The 15,300-nt window shown below is 60.6% G+C and carries 15 protein-coding genes; 8 read left to right on the top strand and 7 right to left on the bottom strand.

Annotated elements, in window-relative coordinates:
* The first annotated feature begins 61 nt into the window (after positions 1-61).
* The 3 genes from FHW68_RS20995 (at position 62) to FHW68_RS20985 (ending at position 4,042) form a co-directional block, all read left to right on the top strand.
* Entirely contained in the window at positions 62-1,711 is a 1,650-nt protein-coding gene (locus FHW68_RS20995) for an acyl-CoA dehydrogenase family protein (protein WP_183682855.1), read from the top strand.
* A gap of 120 nt (positions 1,712-1,831) precedes the next feature.
* Positions 1,832-3,331 carry an AMP nucleosidase gene (amn, locus tag FHW68_RS20990; RefSeq protein ID WP_168185117.1) on the top strand — a complete coding sequence of 500 codons (1,500 nt, stop codon included), beginning with the start codon at positions 1,832-1,834 and terminating at the stop codon, positions 3,329-3,331.
* Positions 3,332-3,400: 69 nt separating this feature from the next.
* A complete protein-coding gene (locus FHW68_RS20985) occupies positions 3,401-4,042 on the top strand; it encodes a pseudouridine synthase (protein WP_095633893.1) in 642 nt (213 codons plus the stop codon).
* Here FHW68_RS20985 and FHW68_RS20980 read toward each other — a convergent pair.
* Positions 4,037-4,246: a DUF2788 domain-containing protein gene (locus tag FHW68_RS20980; protein ID WP_056855782.1), complete on the bottom strand. Its 210-nt coding sequence runs from the start codon at positions 4,244-4,246 to the stop codon at positions 4,037-4,039. The two genes, FHW68_RS20985 and FHW68_RS20980, sit on opposite strands and share 6 nt — an antisense overlap.
* A gap of 212 nt (positions 4,247-4,458) precedes the next feature.
* Positions 4,459-4,938, bottom strand: a complete 480-nt coding sequence (locus FHW68_RS20975; protein ID WP_007894448.1) for an Lrp/AsnC family transcriptional regulator — start codon at positions 4,936-4,938, stop codon at positions 4,459-4,461.
* Positions 4,939-5,373: 435 nt separating this feature from the next.
* Here FHW68_RS20975 and FHW68_RS20970 point away from each other — a divergent pair, with 435 nt between their 5' ends.
* The gene (locus tag FHW68_RS20970) at positions 5,374-6,198 is read left to right on the top strand and encodes a DUF6515 family protein (protein ID WP_183682852.1); all 825 of its coding nucleotides are present in this window, start codon (positions 5,374-5,376) and stop codon (positions 6,196-6,198) included.
* A 39-nt stretch (positions 6,199-6,237) separates the two neighbouring features.
* Here the strand turns inward: FHW68_RS20970 and FHW68_RS20965 are convergent, their stop codons facing one another.
* Together FHW68_RS20965 and FHW68_RS20960 are read right to left on the bottom strand one after the other, a co-directional pair.
* Positions 6,238-7,131 (bottom strand): cation diffusion facilitator family transporter, encoded by an 894-nt coding sequence (locus FHW68_RS20965; RefSeq protein ID WP_183682849.1) that lies wholly within the window; start codon positions 7,129-7,131, stop codon positions 6,238-6,240.
* A 30-nt stretch (positions 7,132-7,161) separates the two neighbouring features.
* Positions 7,162-7,581 (bottom strand): polyribonucleotide nucleotidyltransferase, encoded by a 420-nt coding sequence (locus tag FHW68_RS20960; protein ID WP_183682846.1) that lies wholly within the window; start codon positions 7,579-7,581, stop codon positions 7,162-7,164.
* Between the two features lie 349 nt (positions 7,582-7,930).
* Between FHW68_RS20960 and hrpB the strand changes: the two genes are divergently transcribed.
* Positions 7,931-10,450: an ATP-dependent helicase HrpB gene (gene hrpB, locus FHW68_RS20955; protein WP_183682843.1), complete on the top strand. Its 2,520-nt coding sequence runs from the start codon at positions 7,931-7,933 to the stop codon at positions 10,448-10,450.
* Positions 10,451-10,548: 98 nt separating this feature from the next.
* Here the strand turns inward: hrpB and FHW68_RS20950 are convergent, their stop codons facing one another.
* Both FHW68_RS20950 and FHW68_RS20945 read right to left on the bottom strand, forming a co-directional pair.
* Positions 10,549-11,631 carry an endonuclease/exonuclease/phosphatase family protein gene (locus tag FHW68_RS20950; RefSeq protein WP_183682840.1) on the bottom strand — a complete coding sequence of 361 codons (1,083 nt, stop codon included), beginning with the start codon at positions 11,629-11,631 and terminating at the stop codon, positions 10,549-10,551.
* Between the two features lie 95 nt (positions 11,632-11,726).
* Positions 11,727-12,401, bottom strand: coding sequence for a YciC family protein (locus tag FHW68_RS20945; RefSeq protein ID WP_183682837.1), 675 nt, complete (start codon positions 12,399-12,401; stop codon positions 11,727-11,729).
* Between the two features lie 178 nt (positions 12,402-12,579).
* Here FHW68_RS20945 and FHW68_RS20940 point away from each other — a divergent pair, with 178 nt between their 5' ends.
* The 3 genes from FHW68_RS20940 to FHW68_RS20930 all read left to right on the top strand — a co-directional run bounded on the left by FHW68_RS20940 (position 12,580) and on the right by FHW68_RS20930 (position 14,588).
* Positions 12,580-13,332: a DUF2076 domain-containing protein gene (locus FHW68_RS20940; RefSeq protein ID WP_183682834.1), complete on the top strand. Its 753-nt coding sequence runs from the start codon at positions 12,580-12,582 to the stop codon at positions 13,330-13,332.
* 142 nt (positions 13,333-13,474) lie between these two features.
* Positions 13,475-13,954: an NYN domain-containing protein gene (locus tag FHW68_RS20935; protein ID WP_095633876.1), complete on the top strand. Its 480-nt coding sequence runs from the start codon at positions 13,475-13,477 to the stop codon at positions 13,952-13,954.
* A 22-nt stretch (positions 13,955-13,976) separates the two neighbouring features.
* A complete protein-coding gene (locus FHW68_RS20930; RefSeq protein ID WP_095633875.1) occupies positions 13,977-14,588 on the top strand; it encodes a PolC-type DNA polymerase III in 612 nt (203 codons plus the stop codon).
* A gap of 119 nt (positions 14,589-14,707) precedes the next feature.
* Here the strand turns inward: FHW68_RS20930 and FHW68_RS20925 are convergent, their stop codons facing one another.
* Positions 14,708-15,163 (bottom strand): Lrp/AsnC family transcriptional regulator, encoded by a 456-nt coding sequence (locus FHW68_RS20925; protein WP_052967442.1) that lies wholly within the window; start codon positions 15,161-15,163, stop codon positions 14,708-14,710.
* Between the last annotated feature and the right edge of the window lie 137 nt (positions 15,164-15,300).

Here is a 15,300-nt window from a genome sequence, read left to right as displayed (position 1 = left end):
TTGTTCAGCTTCGGGGCGGTGCTTAACTGAAAGTCCCTTGGCTGACCAAAGGAGCCCTGTCATGAACCTGCATCAGTTCGCCGAAACCCACGAAGTCACCAATCAGCCGCCGTCGCTGGACGGCGCCAACCTCTATCGCATCGACCGGCCGTTGCAGGAATGGTCGCGGCGGTTCGATGCCGGTTGGGCCGAGTCGCGGATCGATGCTTACGGCGCCTTGGCCGGCGGGCCGCTGATGGAGGCGGGGTTTGCCGCCAATCAGAACAAACCGGTGTTCGTCAGTCATGACCGTTACGGTCATCGCATCGACCTGGTGGAATTTCATCCGGCTTATCATGAATTGATGCGCACGGCGGTAGAGCATGGCCTGACGGGCTTGCCCTGGACCGACCCGCAACCGGGCGCCCACGTTGCCCGCGCGTCCATGACCTATTTGCACAGTCAGGCTGAAGCCGGCAGCGGTTGCCCGCTGACCATGACCTTTGCCAGCGTCCCGGCGATGCGCTTGCAACCGGATCTGGCCAAACACTGGCTGCCGAAAATCCTCGCCACCGAGTACGACCCGCGCAACGTCGGCATGGCGCACAAGGCCGGGGTCACCATCGGTATGGCCATGACCGAGAAGCAGGGCGGTACCGACGTGCGCGCCAACACCACCAAGGCGTATCCGGTCGGCGCCAGTGGGCCCGGTCAAGCGTATGAACTGGTGGGTCACAAGTGGTTCTGCTCGGCGCCGATGTGCGACGCTTTCCTGACCCTAGCCCAGACCGACAAAGGCTTGACCTGTTTCCTGCTGCCGCGCCATCGTCCGGACGACACACGCAATCAGTTCTACATCCAGCGGCTGAAGAACAAACTCGGCAACTGGTCCAATGCCTCCAGCGAGGTGGAATTCCGTGGCGCCCTGGCCTGGATGGTTGGCGAAGAGGGCCGGGGTGTTCCAACCATCATCGAAATGGTCGCCATGACCCGTTTCGATTGCATGGTCGGCTCCAGTGCGTTGATGCGCCAGGCCCTGACCCAGGCCAGCCACCACTGCGCCCACCGCAAGGTCGGTGGCAAATTGCTCAGCGAGCAACCCTTGATGCAAAACGTGCTGGCCGACCTGGCTCTGGAAAGCGAAGCGGCGTTGGCCTTGAGCTTGCGCATGGGCCGGGCGCTGGATCATCTGGATGAGGGGCAGGAAGCGAAATTCGCCCGACTGGTGACGGCGGTGGGCAAGTACTGGATCTGCAAGCGCGCGCCCGCGATGATCAATGAAGCGGCCGAATGCATGGGCGGCGCCGGTTATGTCGAAGAAAGCATCCTGCCGCGGCTGTACCGTGAGGCGCCGGTCAATTCGACGTGGGAGGGTTCCGGCAACGTGCAATGCCTCGACGTGCTGAGAGCGCTGTCGAAAGAGCCGGGTGTGCTCGATGTGTTGTTCAGCGAGTTGGGCGACGGTCATGGCGACAAACGCCTGGCGGCGCACATCAGCCAGTTGCAGGCGGCGTTCAAGGACACCGCCGACATTCAATACCGCGCCCGCCAGCTCACTGAAGACATCGCCTTGGGGCTTCAGGCCAAGCTGTTGCTGGAAGCGGGTAATGCGGCGGTCAGTGATGCCTTCATCGTCAGCCGCCTCGGTTCGACGGGTCGGGTGTATGGAACGTTGCCGCGCGGGCTGGAGGTGGAAGCAATCGTCGCCCGATCGACCCCGCAAGGGTTTTGACCACAAACACCACACGACCTGTGGGAGCGGGCAAGCCCGCTCCCACAGGATTTATCTGTACCTCTGAATTGATGTGCAGCCAACACGCCACTGTTCCCGTGAAGCGATGATGCAGGCAAGATGAAGGCCTGCAAGTCAGAACACAGGAAGCTGATCGTGACCGAAGCGTTTATTGTCGTTCAAACCGCCGAGCAAGCCGTGGATCGGCTTGCTGCCTTGCACGAACGTGCAACCACCGCGCTGAATCAGGCGCTCAAGCGTTATCTCAAGGATCGCGTCGAGCCGGACGCTGAACAGCGGGCTCTGTTTCGTTATCCCGAGTTGCGTCTGACTTACCTTTGCCAGGGCGAAGTCCCACAGACCACTCGCGCCTATGCCAAGGTTCAATTGCCGGGAACCTACAGCGTCACCGTCACCCATCCCCGGGCTTTTCGCAAATACCTGCTGGAACAACTCGTCCCGTTGATGCACGACTTCACCGTGACCGTGGAAGTCGGCGTCAGCCAGCAGAACATTCCTTATCCGTACGTGGTCGAGCAGGGCGATGAACTGGCCGGTTCTGGCGTTACGGCGGCGGTGCTGGCGCGAGTGTTCCCGAGTACGGATTTGTCGGCCGCCACTGATGGCATCGCCGATGGCTTGTACGACTGGGAAAATACCGACCCGCTGCCACTGGCCCTGTTCGATGCCGCACGGGTGGATTTCTCCCTGCGTCGACTGGTGCATTACACCGGCAGCGACTGGCGGCATGTGCAGCCGTGGATTCTGCTGACCAACTATCATCGCTACGTCGACCAGTTCATCGTTCATGGTCTGGCGCAACTGCGCAACGACCCGCGTTTTGTGCGCATGGTGTTGCCGGGCAATGTGATCATCGAAAAGGACATGGATCACGGCGAAGCGTCGGCGATCGCCGCCGGCGTGGTCTGGCATCGTTACCAGATGCCGGCCTATCACCTGATCGCCAGCGACGGCCATGGCGTGACCCTGGTGAACATCGGTGTCGGCCCGTCCAACGCCAAGAACATCACCGACCACCTGGCGGTGCTGCGTCCGCATTGCTGGCTGATGATTGGTCACTGCGGCGGCTTGCGTCAGTCGCAGACCATTGGCGACTACGTGCTGGCCCACGCGTACATGCGCCGCGACGGGATTCTCGACCGGGTCGTGCCGCCGAATATTCCGATTCCGGCCCTGGCTGAAGTGCAGATGGCATTGCAGCAAGCGGCGGCCAACATCACCGGTGAGAAGGGCGACGAATTGAAGAAGCGCCTGCGTACCGGCACCGTATTGACCTACGACGACCGTAACTGGGAACTGCGCTGGGCGCAGGAACGTCCGCTGATCAATCTGTCCCGCGCCGTGGCGGTGGACATGGAAAGTGGCACCATCGCCGCCCAGGGTTACCGCTTGCGGGTGCCCTACGGCACGTTGCTCTGCGTGTCGGATAAGCCGTTGCACAGCGAAATCAAACTGCCGGGTTCGGCCAACGCCTTCTATGAACGCGCGGTCAGCCAGCACTTGAAGATCGGCATCGAAGCGGTGGACCTGTTGCGCACCGAGCTCAACTCGCTGCACTCGCGCAAACTGCGCAGCTTCGACGAACCACCGTTCCGCTGATTTGCGATGGTCATTTAACGGTCAGGCTACTAGCATTAGCAGCCCTGACCGTTAGATGTTCCTTTGCTCATGTCTCGTCCTCCACGTCCCGTTTCCCGCCGCCCTGGCGTGAAGCCTGCGCCATCCTCTTCAGCCCCGCGCCGTGTCGCCAAAGCGCCGCCGGCCGAGCCGAAGCTGATTCTGTTCAACAAGCCTTTCGATGTGCTGACGCAATTCAGCGACGGCGAAGGGCGGGCAACGCTCAAGGATTTCATCGAGATTCCGGGGATTTACCCGGCAGGGCGGCTGGACCGCGACAGCGAAGGCTTGCTGTTGCTGACCAACGACGGCCAGCTTCAGGCACGAATTGCCGACCCGAAACACAAACTGGCCAAGACCTATTGGGTTCAAGTCGAAGGCGAACCAAGCGCTGAGCAATTGCAACGATTGCGCGACGGTGTCGAGCTAAACGATGGCATGACGTTACCGGCCGAAGCGCGACAACTGGATGAGCCGCAACTGTGGCCGCGCAACCCGCCAGTGCGCTTTCGTAAAAGCGTGCCCACCCGTTGGCTGGAACTGGTGATTCGCGAAGGCCGCAACCGTCAGGTACGACGCATGACTGCGGCGGTTGGCTTGCCGACGTTGCGTCTGGTGCGGGTCAGAATCGGTGACTGGTCGATCGAAGGGCTCGATCAGGGGCAGTGGAAGGAAGTGCCGGCGCGCTTATAGCGTGCCGGATTCGATCATGCCGATGACCACGCTTTTGATCACGAACGCGGCCACGCCCAGCCCCAGTACGAAGAACAGAATGAACGAGCCGAAGCGCCCGGCCTTGGATTTTTTCGCCAGATCCCAGACGATGAAACCCATGAAAATGATCAGGATGCTGACCAGTCCAGTCATCATCCACTCTTCGAATACTGCAGGATCCATTGAACATCTCCGGCGCAGGTGGGGCTAAAAGGCGCTGGAGTATACGCCATGGGGAATTGGCGGGGCATTGACCTGCGGCAGTGTGCCGCAGCTATTCGTCGCCTGTGCAGGCCTCTTCGCGGGCAAGCCTCGCTCCTACGGGTTTTGTGTCGACTGTAATAACGTGACCGACACAAATCCTGTAGGAGCGAGGCTTGCCCGCGAAGGCATTCTCAGCTGCGCAGATGCGTCAGCGGCAACTCGGTACTGTTGAGCACCTGGTTCAACACAAAGCTCGACCGTACGCTGGTCACCCCTTCAATCCGGGTCAGATGCCCCAGCAGCAGTTTCTGATAGTGATCCATGTCTGGCACTACCACTTTGAGCTGATAGTCCGCATCCATCCCCGTCACCAAACTGCATTCCAGTACTTGCGGCAAGGTGCGAATGGCGGCTTCGAAATTCTCGAAACGCTCGGGTGTATGGCGGTCCATGCCAATCAGCACATACGCTGTCAGGCTCAGGCCGAGCATCTTGCGGTCCAGCAAGGCGACCTGGCGGGTGATGTAACCGTCGTCTTCCAGCTGCTTGACCCGCCGCGAGCAAGGCGAAGGCGACAGGCCGATGCGTTCGGCCAGCTCTTGATTGGAGATGCGTGCATCACGCTGTAATTCCGCCAAAATGCTCAGGTCGTATCGGTCGAGTTTGCTCATCAATCAGGCCTTTGTCATAACTATTGCGGCGGATTATCTATCCTGAGTTAAAAATTGCGCAAGTGATGTTTATTTGAGCAATCTTCGCAATCCTCTGCCGGTGCGCCCGGCCTATTCTTATCACCAGAATCACTGCTCGGACAAACAGTCCAGTGCGGCTCGCCCAATCAGGCCAGCTGCGGTCGCCACCCCCACCGGGGTTGTGTCGGCCCCCGAGCTACACACTGTCCAGAAGACGGCGTGAGGTGAGCCGACGTCATAAGCGTCGAGCACGGACGAAGTTCTCAAAGGGAGGCCGACGGGTCTCCCTTTTTCTTGCCCGGAATTTATGGGCGCCCCCTAAATAAATAAGTTGCGCGACTGATAACCTGTTTCAGAGCCGGCCTGCGTTTTCCCCATCTTGCGTACAGGCCCTGACCCCCAGTGAGGAAAAGCATGAAGTCGCGCATCTGGCGTTTGGCCGGTGTTGGTTTGCTGTGTGTGAGTGTCACTGCGCAATCGCTGGCCGATGAGCCGCAATATCGCGGTCCCGATGGCGGCGAGCGTGGAGCGGATCAGCAGGGTCACAATCTGCCGATCCAGGGCAGGCCCGATACGGTGTACCAGACCCAGGAGCCCCGCCGTGGCTACTATCAGGACGAGCAGCCGCGCAATGATGACAACCCGCACTGGCAGACTGGCGGACAGGGCCCACGTCATGATGATCGTCCCTGGCCAGGTCGCCCGGATGGGCGCGGCAATGGCTGGGGCCCCGGCCCGCAGTATCGTCCGGGGTATGTGATCGACCGCTTCCCGGAGCGCAGCTACCGCGTGCCGTATCGCGGCCAGGAGTATTTCTATTCCGGTGGTTATTGGTATCGCCCCCACGGCCCACGTTACGTGGTTGTGCAGCCGCCGCGCGGGATTCGAGTCAGCTACTTGCCCGATTACGCGCGTGAAGTGTGGATCGGCGGTGCGCTGTTTTTCCTGGCGGCCGGCGCGTATTACGCCTATCAGGACAGCACTCGGGATTACGTCGTGGTCGAGCCACCCATGCAGCCGCAACCGGTGAGCAGTGGTTATGACGTGGTGGCGTATCCGGCCAACGGCCAGTCGCCGGAGGAGGTCAGTCGGGACGGTTACGAATGCTATCGCTGGGCCGTGGAGCAGAGCGGCTTCGATCCGCGCGCCGTCACCTATCAACCGGCCCCGTCGGTGGTGCAAGCCTACCGACAGGCCCAGGGCAACTGCCTGAGCAGTCGCGGTTATCAGGTTCAGTAGCAGCTGCAAGCTATAAGCCTCAAGCCTCAAGCCTGGGGCTTAAAGCTTGTCGCTTGAAGCTGCTTTCATAGGATCGGCATGCACCAGCACTTCGGCTCGCGGATAAGCCGCATGAATCGCATCGGCGGCTTGATCGCTGATGCCGTGGGCGACTGACAGGGTCAGCTCTCCCGGCAACTCCAGATGCAATTGCACAAACCACTGGTTGCCGGAAATGCGTGTGCGCAGATCGTGGGCGCCCAAAACCCCCGGTACGCTGCACGCCAGTTCAAGCATGTGCTGGCTGACACCCGGCGGCAGCTCTTCATCCATCAGCACCGCGAAACTTTCTCGGGCGATATGAATGGCGCTCCAGAGGATGTAGGCGGCGATCCCTAACCCAAACCAGGGGTCGACTTGATGCCAGCCAAAACCGGCTAACACCAGCGCCAACAAAATGCTGCCGTTGAGCAGCAAGTCTGAGCGGTAATGCAAGGAGTCGGCACTCACGACGTTGGAGCCGGTTGCCTTGATCACCCGATGTTGCAACATCAGCAGGGCCACGGTCAGGGCGAGGGAGAACACAATCACCCCAATGCTGAGCCACGCAGCGCCTATCGGCTCCGGATGTTTCAACCGTTCGATCGCCTGCAACGCAATCAGCACCGCACTGCCGCCAATGAACAGTGCCTGAGCCATGCCCGCCAATGATTCAGCCTTGCCATGCCCATAACGGTGATCGTCGTCGGCCGGGCGCAAGGCGTATTGCACGGCCAGCAGATTGAGCAGCGAGCTGACGCCGTCGAGTGCCGAGTCAGTCAGCCCGGCGAGCATGCTCACCGAACCGCTCAACCACCAGGCGATGGCTTTGGCGACGATCAATATGCACGCCACCGCCACCGAGGCGCGCGTCGCCAACCGCAGCAGGCGGGCGTGTTCGGTACTGCTGGTCATAAGTGCGGCTTTTCCTTTTTGGTGCACCGATTACGCGGCCGGTTGCAGGCCGAACATGGCCAGTTGCTGGGCGCTGCCTTTGTGCTGGATCAGACGTGGGTCGTCCAGCGGGAAGCTGCGGCCCAACTCGGTTTCCAGAATAGTCTGCAGCTTGTGGTTATCGACTTTACCGTCGGCACCAATGGCTTCCTTGAGTTTTTCCGGCGCCACTTGGGCGGTTCGGCCGGGCTCGTAGTAAATGGCGCCAGTGGCAAAGTCCACCGCAAAGGCAATCAGCCCCGGAATGATATAAAACAGCAGGCCCACGGCATCCAGCGCGACGATCACCGGGTCGATCTTGCCTTCGATCTGGCCGCGACGATCGGGGTAGAAAATCGTGCCGCAGGCGGTCATTTGGGTCAGCAAGCTCGCGACCAGTACACCGCCGATCAAGCGAAAGGGAGCACGCATGTGAAATCTCCTGGGTTATCTGGAAACGAAGGGGCGTCAATATGAATTAGGACCGCGACGAAGGCCGTTATACTCGCGGCGGCAGGGCGTGCCCACAGTAAATTGCGGTCGCGTCTCACCCCCACTGGAATGGCTGAGGATTGAAGTTGTTTTTTCCAGATCGACAACGCGTAACGACTGATGGATGTTATCGGGGTTCGGCCCTCCGGGCTGAAGCTGTGGGCGCGCCATGCTGCGTTGCGGGACTTGGCAAGGAAACGACCCTTACCGGCGTCCCGCGCCTTGCCTGGCACGCCCACAGCTTCAACGCGACTCGCAATTTACTGTGGGCACGCCCTGTGGAGCCAGCATGATTTCTTTGCCGATCGATGAAGTTTTACCCGCCCTGCGTGAAGCCCTCGCTACACGCCACGAAGCCGTGCTCGAAGCACCGCCCGGGGCCGGTAAAACCACCCGCGTACCCTTGGCCTTGCTCGATGAGCCGTGGTTGGCCGGGCAGACCATTCTGATGCTCGAACCGCGCCGCCTGGCCGCGCGGGCGGCGGCGGAGCGGTTGGCCAGTGAACTGGGTGAGAAGGTCGGCGAAACCGTTGGCTACCGGATTCGTCTCGACAGCAAAGTCGGCCCCAATACCCGCATCGAAGTGGTCACCGAAGGTATCCTCACCCGGCGCTTGCAGGATGACCCGGCGCTGGAAGGTGTGGGCTTGCTGATTTTCGATGAGTTCCACGAACGCAGCCTCGACGCTGACCTGGCGTTGGCCCTGAGCCTGAATGGCCGGGAGCTGTTTCGCGACGATCAACCGCTGAAAATCCTGTTGATGTCGGCAACCCTGGAAGGTGAACGCCTGGCCGGGTTGCTCGATGATGCGCCGATCCTGCGCAGCGAAGGTCGCATGTACCCGGTGGCGATGCGCTGGGGGCGACCTTTTCAGCCCGGTGAGTTTATCGAGCCACGGGTGGTGCAGACCATTCTCGACGCGCTGAACGATGAGACCGGCAGCCTGCTGGTGTTCCTGCCGGGGCAGGCGGAAATCCGTCGGGTGCATCAGCAACTCGCCGATGCGCTGGGCAATAGCACACAGGTTCTGCTCTGCCCGTTGCACGGTGAACTGGATCTGACGGCGCAGCGTGCGGCCATCGATCCGGCGCCCGCCGGCAAACGCAAAGTGGTGCTGGCGACCAACATCGCCGAGACCAGTCTGACCATCAACGGAGTGCGTGTGGTGATTGATGCCGGGCTGGCGCGAGTGCCGCGTTTCGACCCCGGCAGCGGCATGACCCGGCTGGACACTCAGCGCATTTCCAAAGCCAGCGCCACGCAGCGCGCGGGCCGGGCAGGGCGTCTGGAGCCCGGCGTGTGTTATCGCCTATGGTCGCAGGATCAGCACGAGCAACTGGCAGCTTACGCCAGTGCGGAAATTCTCTCGGCGGACCTTGCCGGGCTGGCCTTGCAACTGGGTCGTTGGGGCGTGACGCCGGGGCAATTGGTTTGGCTGGATATCCCGCCCGCAGCAGCTTATGCACAGGCTCAGGATTTGCTTGAACGTTTGGGCGCGCTGGAGGGCGAGGCGCTGACCCGTCACGGTCAGGCCATGGCTGAACTGCCGGCTCATCCACGGATCGCTCATTTGCTGTTACGTGGTCAGGCGCTCGGCTTGGCCCACATGGCCTGCGATGTCGCGGCATTGCTCGGCGAGCGGGATATTTTGCGTGGCGCCGGGGCGGATCTGCATAGCCGACTGGTGCTGTTGTCCGGCGAAGAACGGGCCGCTCGTGGTGCGCAGGGCGGTGTTCAACGGGCTCGGCAACTGGCGCGGCAGTATCGCGGTTATCTGCGAGGAAAAGCGTCGGAGCCGGTTAGCGATCCCGAACATCCGCGCTGGCTTGGCGCATTGCTGGCGTTGGCGTATCCCGACCGAGTTGCGCAACAACGGCGGGCCGGTGGCGCTGAATATCGATTGGCGAATGGTCGCGCAGCGTTGTTCGCCGAAGCGGACAGCCTGATGAAGCAACCGTGGCTGGTGATCGCCGATTTGGGCAGTCGCCAGGGCCAGCGTGAAGAACGGATTTATCTGGCGACGGATTTCGATCCGGCGTTGTTCGACTCAGTGTTGGCCGAACAGGTGCGCTGCGTCGATCAACTGGATTGGGATGAGCGCGAAGGCGTGCTGCGGGCCGAGCGTCAGCGCAAGGTCGGCGAATTGATCCTCAGCCGCGAACCGCTGACCGGGCTCGATGAAACGGCCCGCAGTCAGGCGTTGGTGAACCTGGTTCGGCGCAAAGGCCTGGAGCTGTTGCCCTGGACGCCAGAGCTGCGTCAGTGGCAGGCGCGGGTGGCGTTGTTACGTCAGTTGGACCTTGGCAGCAAGGGTGAGAGTGAATGGCCGGATGTCAGCGACGCAACACTGCTCAAAAATCTCGAACACTGGTTGATGCCGTATCTGGGCAAAGTCTCGCGACTCAGTCACTTCGCCAATCTGGACTTGTCGAGCATCGTTCATAACTTGTTGCCATGGCCGCTGCCGCAACGGCTGGATGAGCTGGCACCGCATCATTTGAGCGTGCCGTCGGGTTCATCGATTCGTCTGGATTACAGCGAACAGCCGCCAATTCTGGCGGTGCGCCTGCAGGAGCTGTTCGGCCTGGCCGAGACCCCGCGCATTGCCGGTGGCCGGCAGGTGGTCAAACTGCATTTGCTGTCCCCGGCGCGGCGGCCGGTACAGGTGACGCAGGACCTGGCGAACTTCTGGCGCAGTACGTATGCCGAGGTGAAGAAGGATTTGAAGGGGCGTTATCCGAAACACTACTGGCCGGATGATCCTCTGGTGGCCGAGGCGACGGCGCGGATCAAACCTCGTAAAAGCTGAAGATCAAAAGATCGCAGCCTTCGGCAGCTCCTACAAGGGATCGCATTCCAATGTAGGAGCTGCCGAAGGCTGCGATCTTTTTCACTAACGCCACAAATCTAAGGGGAAGCTGGCAACAGAAACCGCGCAATCACCGGCAAGTGATCGGAAATGCGCAACGTATCGTCCTGCTTCACCTTTGCCTCGACCCGTTTGATGCGTGGGCTGTAAAACAGGTAGTCGACGGTCCGGTCCGGGCCGTTCAAGCCGGGGTCATTGGGGTAATGGGTCAGCCATTGCGCCCGGTCGATACCGCTGGCTTCGTTGTTGGTGGGAATCATCGGGTATTTGTCCCACAGCACATGCAGCGCGCTGTCTGCGGAGTAGGGCGTGCTTTGCTCGGGTAGCAGGCGTCGATGCTGGCCCAACGGCAACAGGTTGAAATCGCCGCCGATCAACCACGGCGTGCCGCGGCTTTCATACTTGTCGAGGACCTTGGCTATAGCCGTCACCTGGCGCTGCAAGGTTTCGTCGAGCGGGGTGGTGGCATGGTCCAGGTGGGTGTTGAGCACGGCCATTTGGCCGCCGTTGCCCAATGGCAGGTGAGTGACCAGCATGGCGTTTTTCGGCTTGAACTGACGGCTGATGAAATTGGCCGCAGCGACCGGTAATTGCAGGCGTTCGGCCTGTTCGATCCGGTAGCGGCTCAGGGTTGCCAGTTGCCGGCCAACGCTGCCGAAGATGTGCGGTTCAGGCACGAAGTCGGCTTTCCAGTCGAAGGCCTGAGCGCTGCAGGGATACAGGTCAGTGACTCGATCCTGAAGCAATTTGAACTGGTGTTGGTAGTCACTGGCTTTGGCGCCGTCATCGAGTTCCTGCAACAGCACCACATCAGGTTGCTCGTCGCGAATCACCCGCGCCACTTCGTCGAGGCTGAAGGCCATGTCTTCCGATGTGGGTTTTTCATCGGTGCCGTTGGCCAGGTCATTCCAGAACACATAGCGCTTGCCTGCCAGGTACTGGACGTTCCAGGTCATCACCTTCAGCGCCTGGCCGGGCACCAGCGTCGGCGCCTGGGCGTTGCAACTGACGGGCAGCACTTCCTTGGGTTGGGGGCGCCAGGTGAGGCTGTAGATCAGCGATGCAATCAGGCCAATGGCAATCAGCAGGCCCAGCAGGGTGTAGCGCAGTAGACGGGTCATGGCTCGGCTTATAGCGTTACAAAATTGATACCGAGCATAACCGAGCGCAAACGGCATGCCCATCAATTAGCCGCGACACATCCCCGCAGCGTTCTTCAAAGCGCCCCGTCAGCTTTCTCGGGCGCATCGCTAATCAGCATGAACAAACGGAACACCACCACGCTGGTGAACAGTTGCAGGAAGCTGTGGGCGCTGTCGATCAGCAGCGAGATCACCGGGTTCTGCGGCTCAGGGTAAGCCGCCAGCGTCGCCCCCTTGAGTACCCACAGCGGGCCCATCACGCACAGAATGCACACCAGAATGCGCAGGAAATTCCCGCGGGTCAGGCGCAGGCTTTCCTTCATCGCCGCCAGCGGTGCCAGGCCGCGCAGCACCAGCAGGTATTCGCCGAACGCCAGCGTCACCATCAGCCAGATCCCCGGCAGGAAATACAGCGACAGACCGATAAGGATCAGCAGGGTATTGAGAGCGGTCAGCAGGGCGAAACGCGGCCACAGGGTCGCGGAAGTCGCCAGCAAGTCGCGGGTGCGTGGCGTTTCGCCACGGCTGCGGGCATCGAGAAACAGGATCAGCGCGGCGGTGTACAGCGGATACACCAGCAAGCCGACCAATACACTGATGCCGGGGAAACTGTCCGGCTTGGTGGAGTGGTCGACCACCTGTTGCAGCAGCGCCTCGAAAATCACCAGCGGCAGGCACAGCTGCACGATCTGGCGCAGATTGCGCTTGAAGAAATACAGAGAGTCACGCAGTACATCGAACGGATTCATCAGTCGGTATCGCAGGTCGAAAGCAGGTGCCTCACTTTAACCGATGAACCCCTTTGGGGCGCAAACGTAAACGTTCGGTAAAGGTCATTGAAACATCCTGTATCAGCCCCATTACGGGTAAGCACCTTGTCCAACGTGGATGAGGGCGACGATATTCCAGGCAATCTATGAGGTCGCCATGAACAGCGAAGAACAAACCCTGATCGATGGACTGTTTTCCCGGCTGCAACAAGCCGAAACGGATTCAGCCCCCCGCGACGCCCAGGCCGAAGCGCGGATCAAGGAACACCTGACTCGCCAGCCCGCGGCGGGCTATTTCATGACCCAGGCGATTCTGGTGCAAGAGGCTGCCATCAAGAGCCTCGACGAACAGAACAAGCAACTCAGTCAACAAATCCAGCAATTGCAGGCTGAACTGCAATCGGCCAAGGCTCAGGCGACGGCACCGGCGCCGAGCAGCGGTGGCTTTTTGTCGAGCATCTTCGGTGGTGGATCTCGTGATCCACAGCCTGCGCCGACTCAAAGCGCAGCCCCCTCCAATGGCGGCTGGCGTGAACCGGGGCGGCCGTCATTCAACTCGCAGCCGCCACAGCAAAGCTTCGGTGCCGCACAGCAGCAAAATTACGCACCGCCACAGGCCGCCGGCAGCAGTTTCCTCGGTGGTGCATTGAAAACCGCAGCGGGCGTGGCCGGTGGCGTGATGCTGGCGCAGGGCATCAGCAGTCTGTTCCAGCACCCTCAGCAGCCGGAAGTGGTTGAAGTCATCAAGGAAGAACCGGCTCAGGTCAACGATCAGAGCGACAGCGGCAATGGCTGGGGCGACGATCAGCGGGTGGCTGACAATTCCAGCGATCAAGGCGGATACGCTGACGCCGACTATAGCGATGACAATTCATCGTTCTTCGGTGGCGACGACGATTCCTTCGTCTGACTCATCAGTGGTGAGGGAGTCTTGCTCCCTCACCACATGGCCGATTATTCGCGGAACAATCCTTCGGGCTGGCATACTGGGCAACTTTTCGGGCCCGGTGCCTGATCCTGCCCGCGCTTCGGCACGCCAATGAGGATGTACGGTGAAAAAAATCGCAGTGTTCGCCGATGTCCAGAACCTCTATTACACCGTGCGTCAGGCCTATGGTTGCCACTTCAACTACGCCGCGCTGTGGGCTGACGTCAGCAAAGAAGGGCAGATCGTCGAGGCCTATGCCTATGCGATCGATCGTGGCGACAGCAAACAGCAGCAGTTTCAGCAGATCCTGCGCAACCTCGGCTTCATCGTGAAGCTCAAACCCTACATCCAGCGCAGCGACGGTTCGGCCAAAGGCGACTGGGACGTGGGCATCACCCTCGACATCATGGACGCCGCCGACCACGTTGACGAAATCGTGCTGGCCTCCGGTGACGGTGATTTCGACATGCTGCTGGAGCGCATCATCAGCAAGCACGGCGTGCAAGCGGTGGCCTATGGCGTGCCCGGTCTCACCGCCAATTCGCTGATTCGCGCTGCCAGCCGTTACGTGCCGATCGAAGGCGCGTTGCTGCTCAAGAATTGATTTTTACGGAGTTGAAACAGGTTTGGAACGCATAGCAGTCATCGACTTTGAAACCACTGGGCTTTCCCCGAACAGCAACTGCCGGGCCACGGAAATCGCCGTGGTGATTCTCGAGCAGGGGCGCATTGTCGAGCGTTACCAAAGCCTGATGAACGCTGGCGTGCGGGTGCCGGCTTTTATCGAGCAACTCACCGGCATCAGCAACGCCATGCTGCGCACCGCGCCCTCGGCCGAGCAGGTGATGAATGAAGTCAACGAATTCGTTGGCATCACGCCGCTGCTGGCGCACAACGCTGCGTTCGACCAGAAGTTCTGGGACTACGAACTCGGGCGAATCAAACGCACACGCTTGCAGAACTTTGCCTGCTCGCTGTTACTCGCCCGCCGCCTGATGCCCGCCGCGCCGGACCACAAACTCGGCACCCTCACCACGTTCGCCAGCCTGCCCAATACCGGCAAGGCGCACCGGGCCATGGCCGATGCGGAAATGGCGGCCAACCTGACGGCGCATCTTGCTGAAGAATTGCGGCGCAAGCATGGGTTGCGGGAGTTGTCCCATGATCTGCTCGTCAGTTTGCAGAAAGTGCCGGCGGCGAAGATCAACGAGCATCTGAAGCGGTATCGCGGGTTCTGAAGCGTACCTAAACTCTGTGGGAGCGGGCTTGCCCGCGATGAGGCCGTCACATTCAGCATCGTTGTTGACTGACAGTCCGCTATCGCGGGCAAGCCCGCTCCCACAGGGACCGTGCAACATCACGATTTACCATTCCCCTCCAACTGCCCCAACGGCACGCGCTTCTCGATGGCGCTCGATAGCACGATCGAGGTCTTGCTGAACCCGAACGTGGCGATCCGGTTGATCAACTCTTCCAGCTCCGGCATCGAGCCCACCGCCGCTTGCATGATCACGCACGGGTCGCCGGTGACGCGGTGGCATTCGGTGAGCTGTGGGATTTTGATCAGTTCGTCGTAGGTTTTCTGGTTGCCGTGCTGGTTCAGGCGCAGTTCGATGACGCACTGGATCGGCAGGCCGAGTTTGGCCATGTCGACTTTCGCCTGGTAGCCGGTGATCACTCCGCAGGCCTCAAGTTTGGCCACGCGCTCGGCCACCGCCGGAGCGGACAGGTTCACCTTGCGCGCCAGTTCGGCGTAGGACGCACGACCGTTTTCCAACAGGGCGCTGAGGAGCATGCGGTCGTATTTGTCCATCGTGGCATTCCTGAAAAAAGGCTGACTTTCGAAAGCACGGTTTATAGCGCTGAACTCCGTGTTTTGAAAAGTGTACCGGCGCTATAAACAGGTTTTGTAACTTATTTTCTGCCGTTGGCCTTTCTAGAATAGCGGCT

Source organism: Pseudomonas sp. Tn43 (assembly GCF_014192635.1).
Lineage (GTDB): Bacteria > Pseudomonadota > Gammaproteobacteria > Pseudomonadales > Pseudomonadaceae > Aquipseudomonas.
The sequence above is the reverse complement of the archived record's forward strand: the minus strand, read 5'-3'. Positions and strand labels throughout refer to the sequence as shown.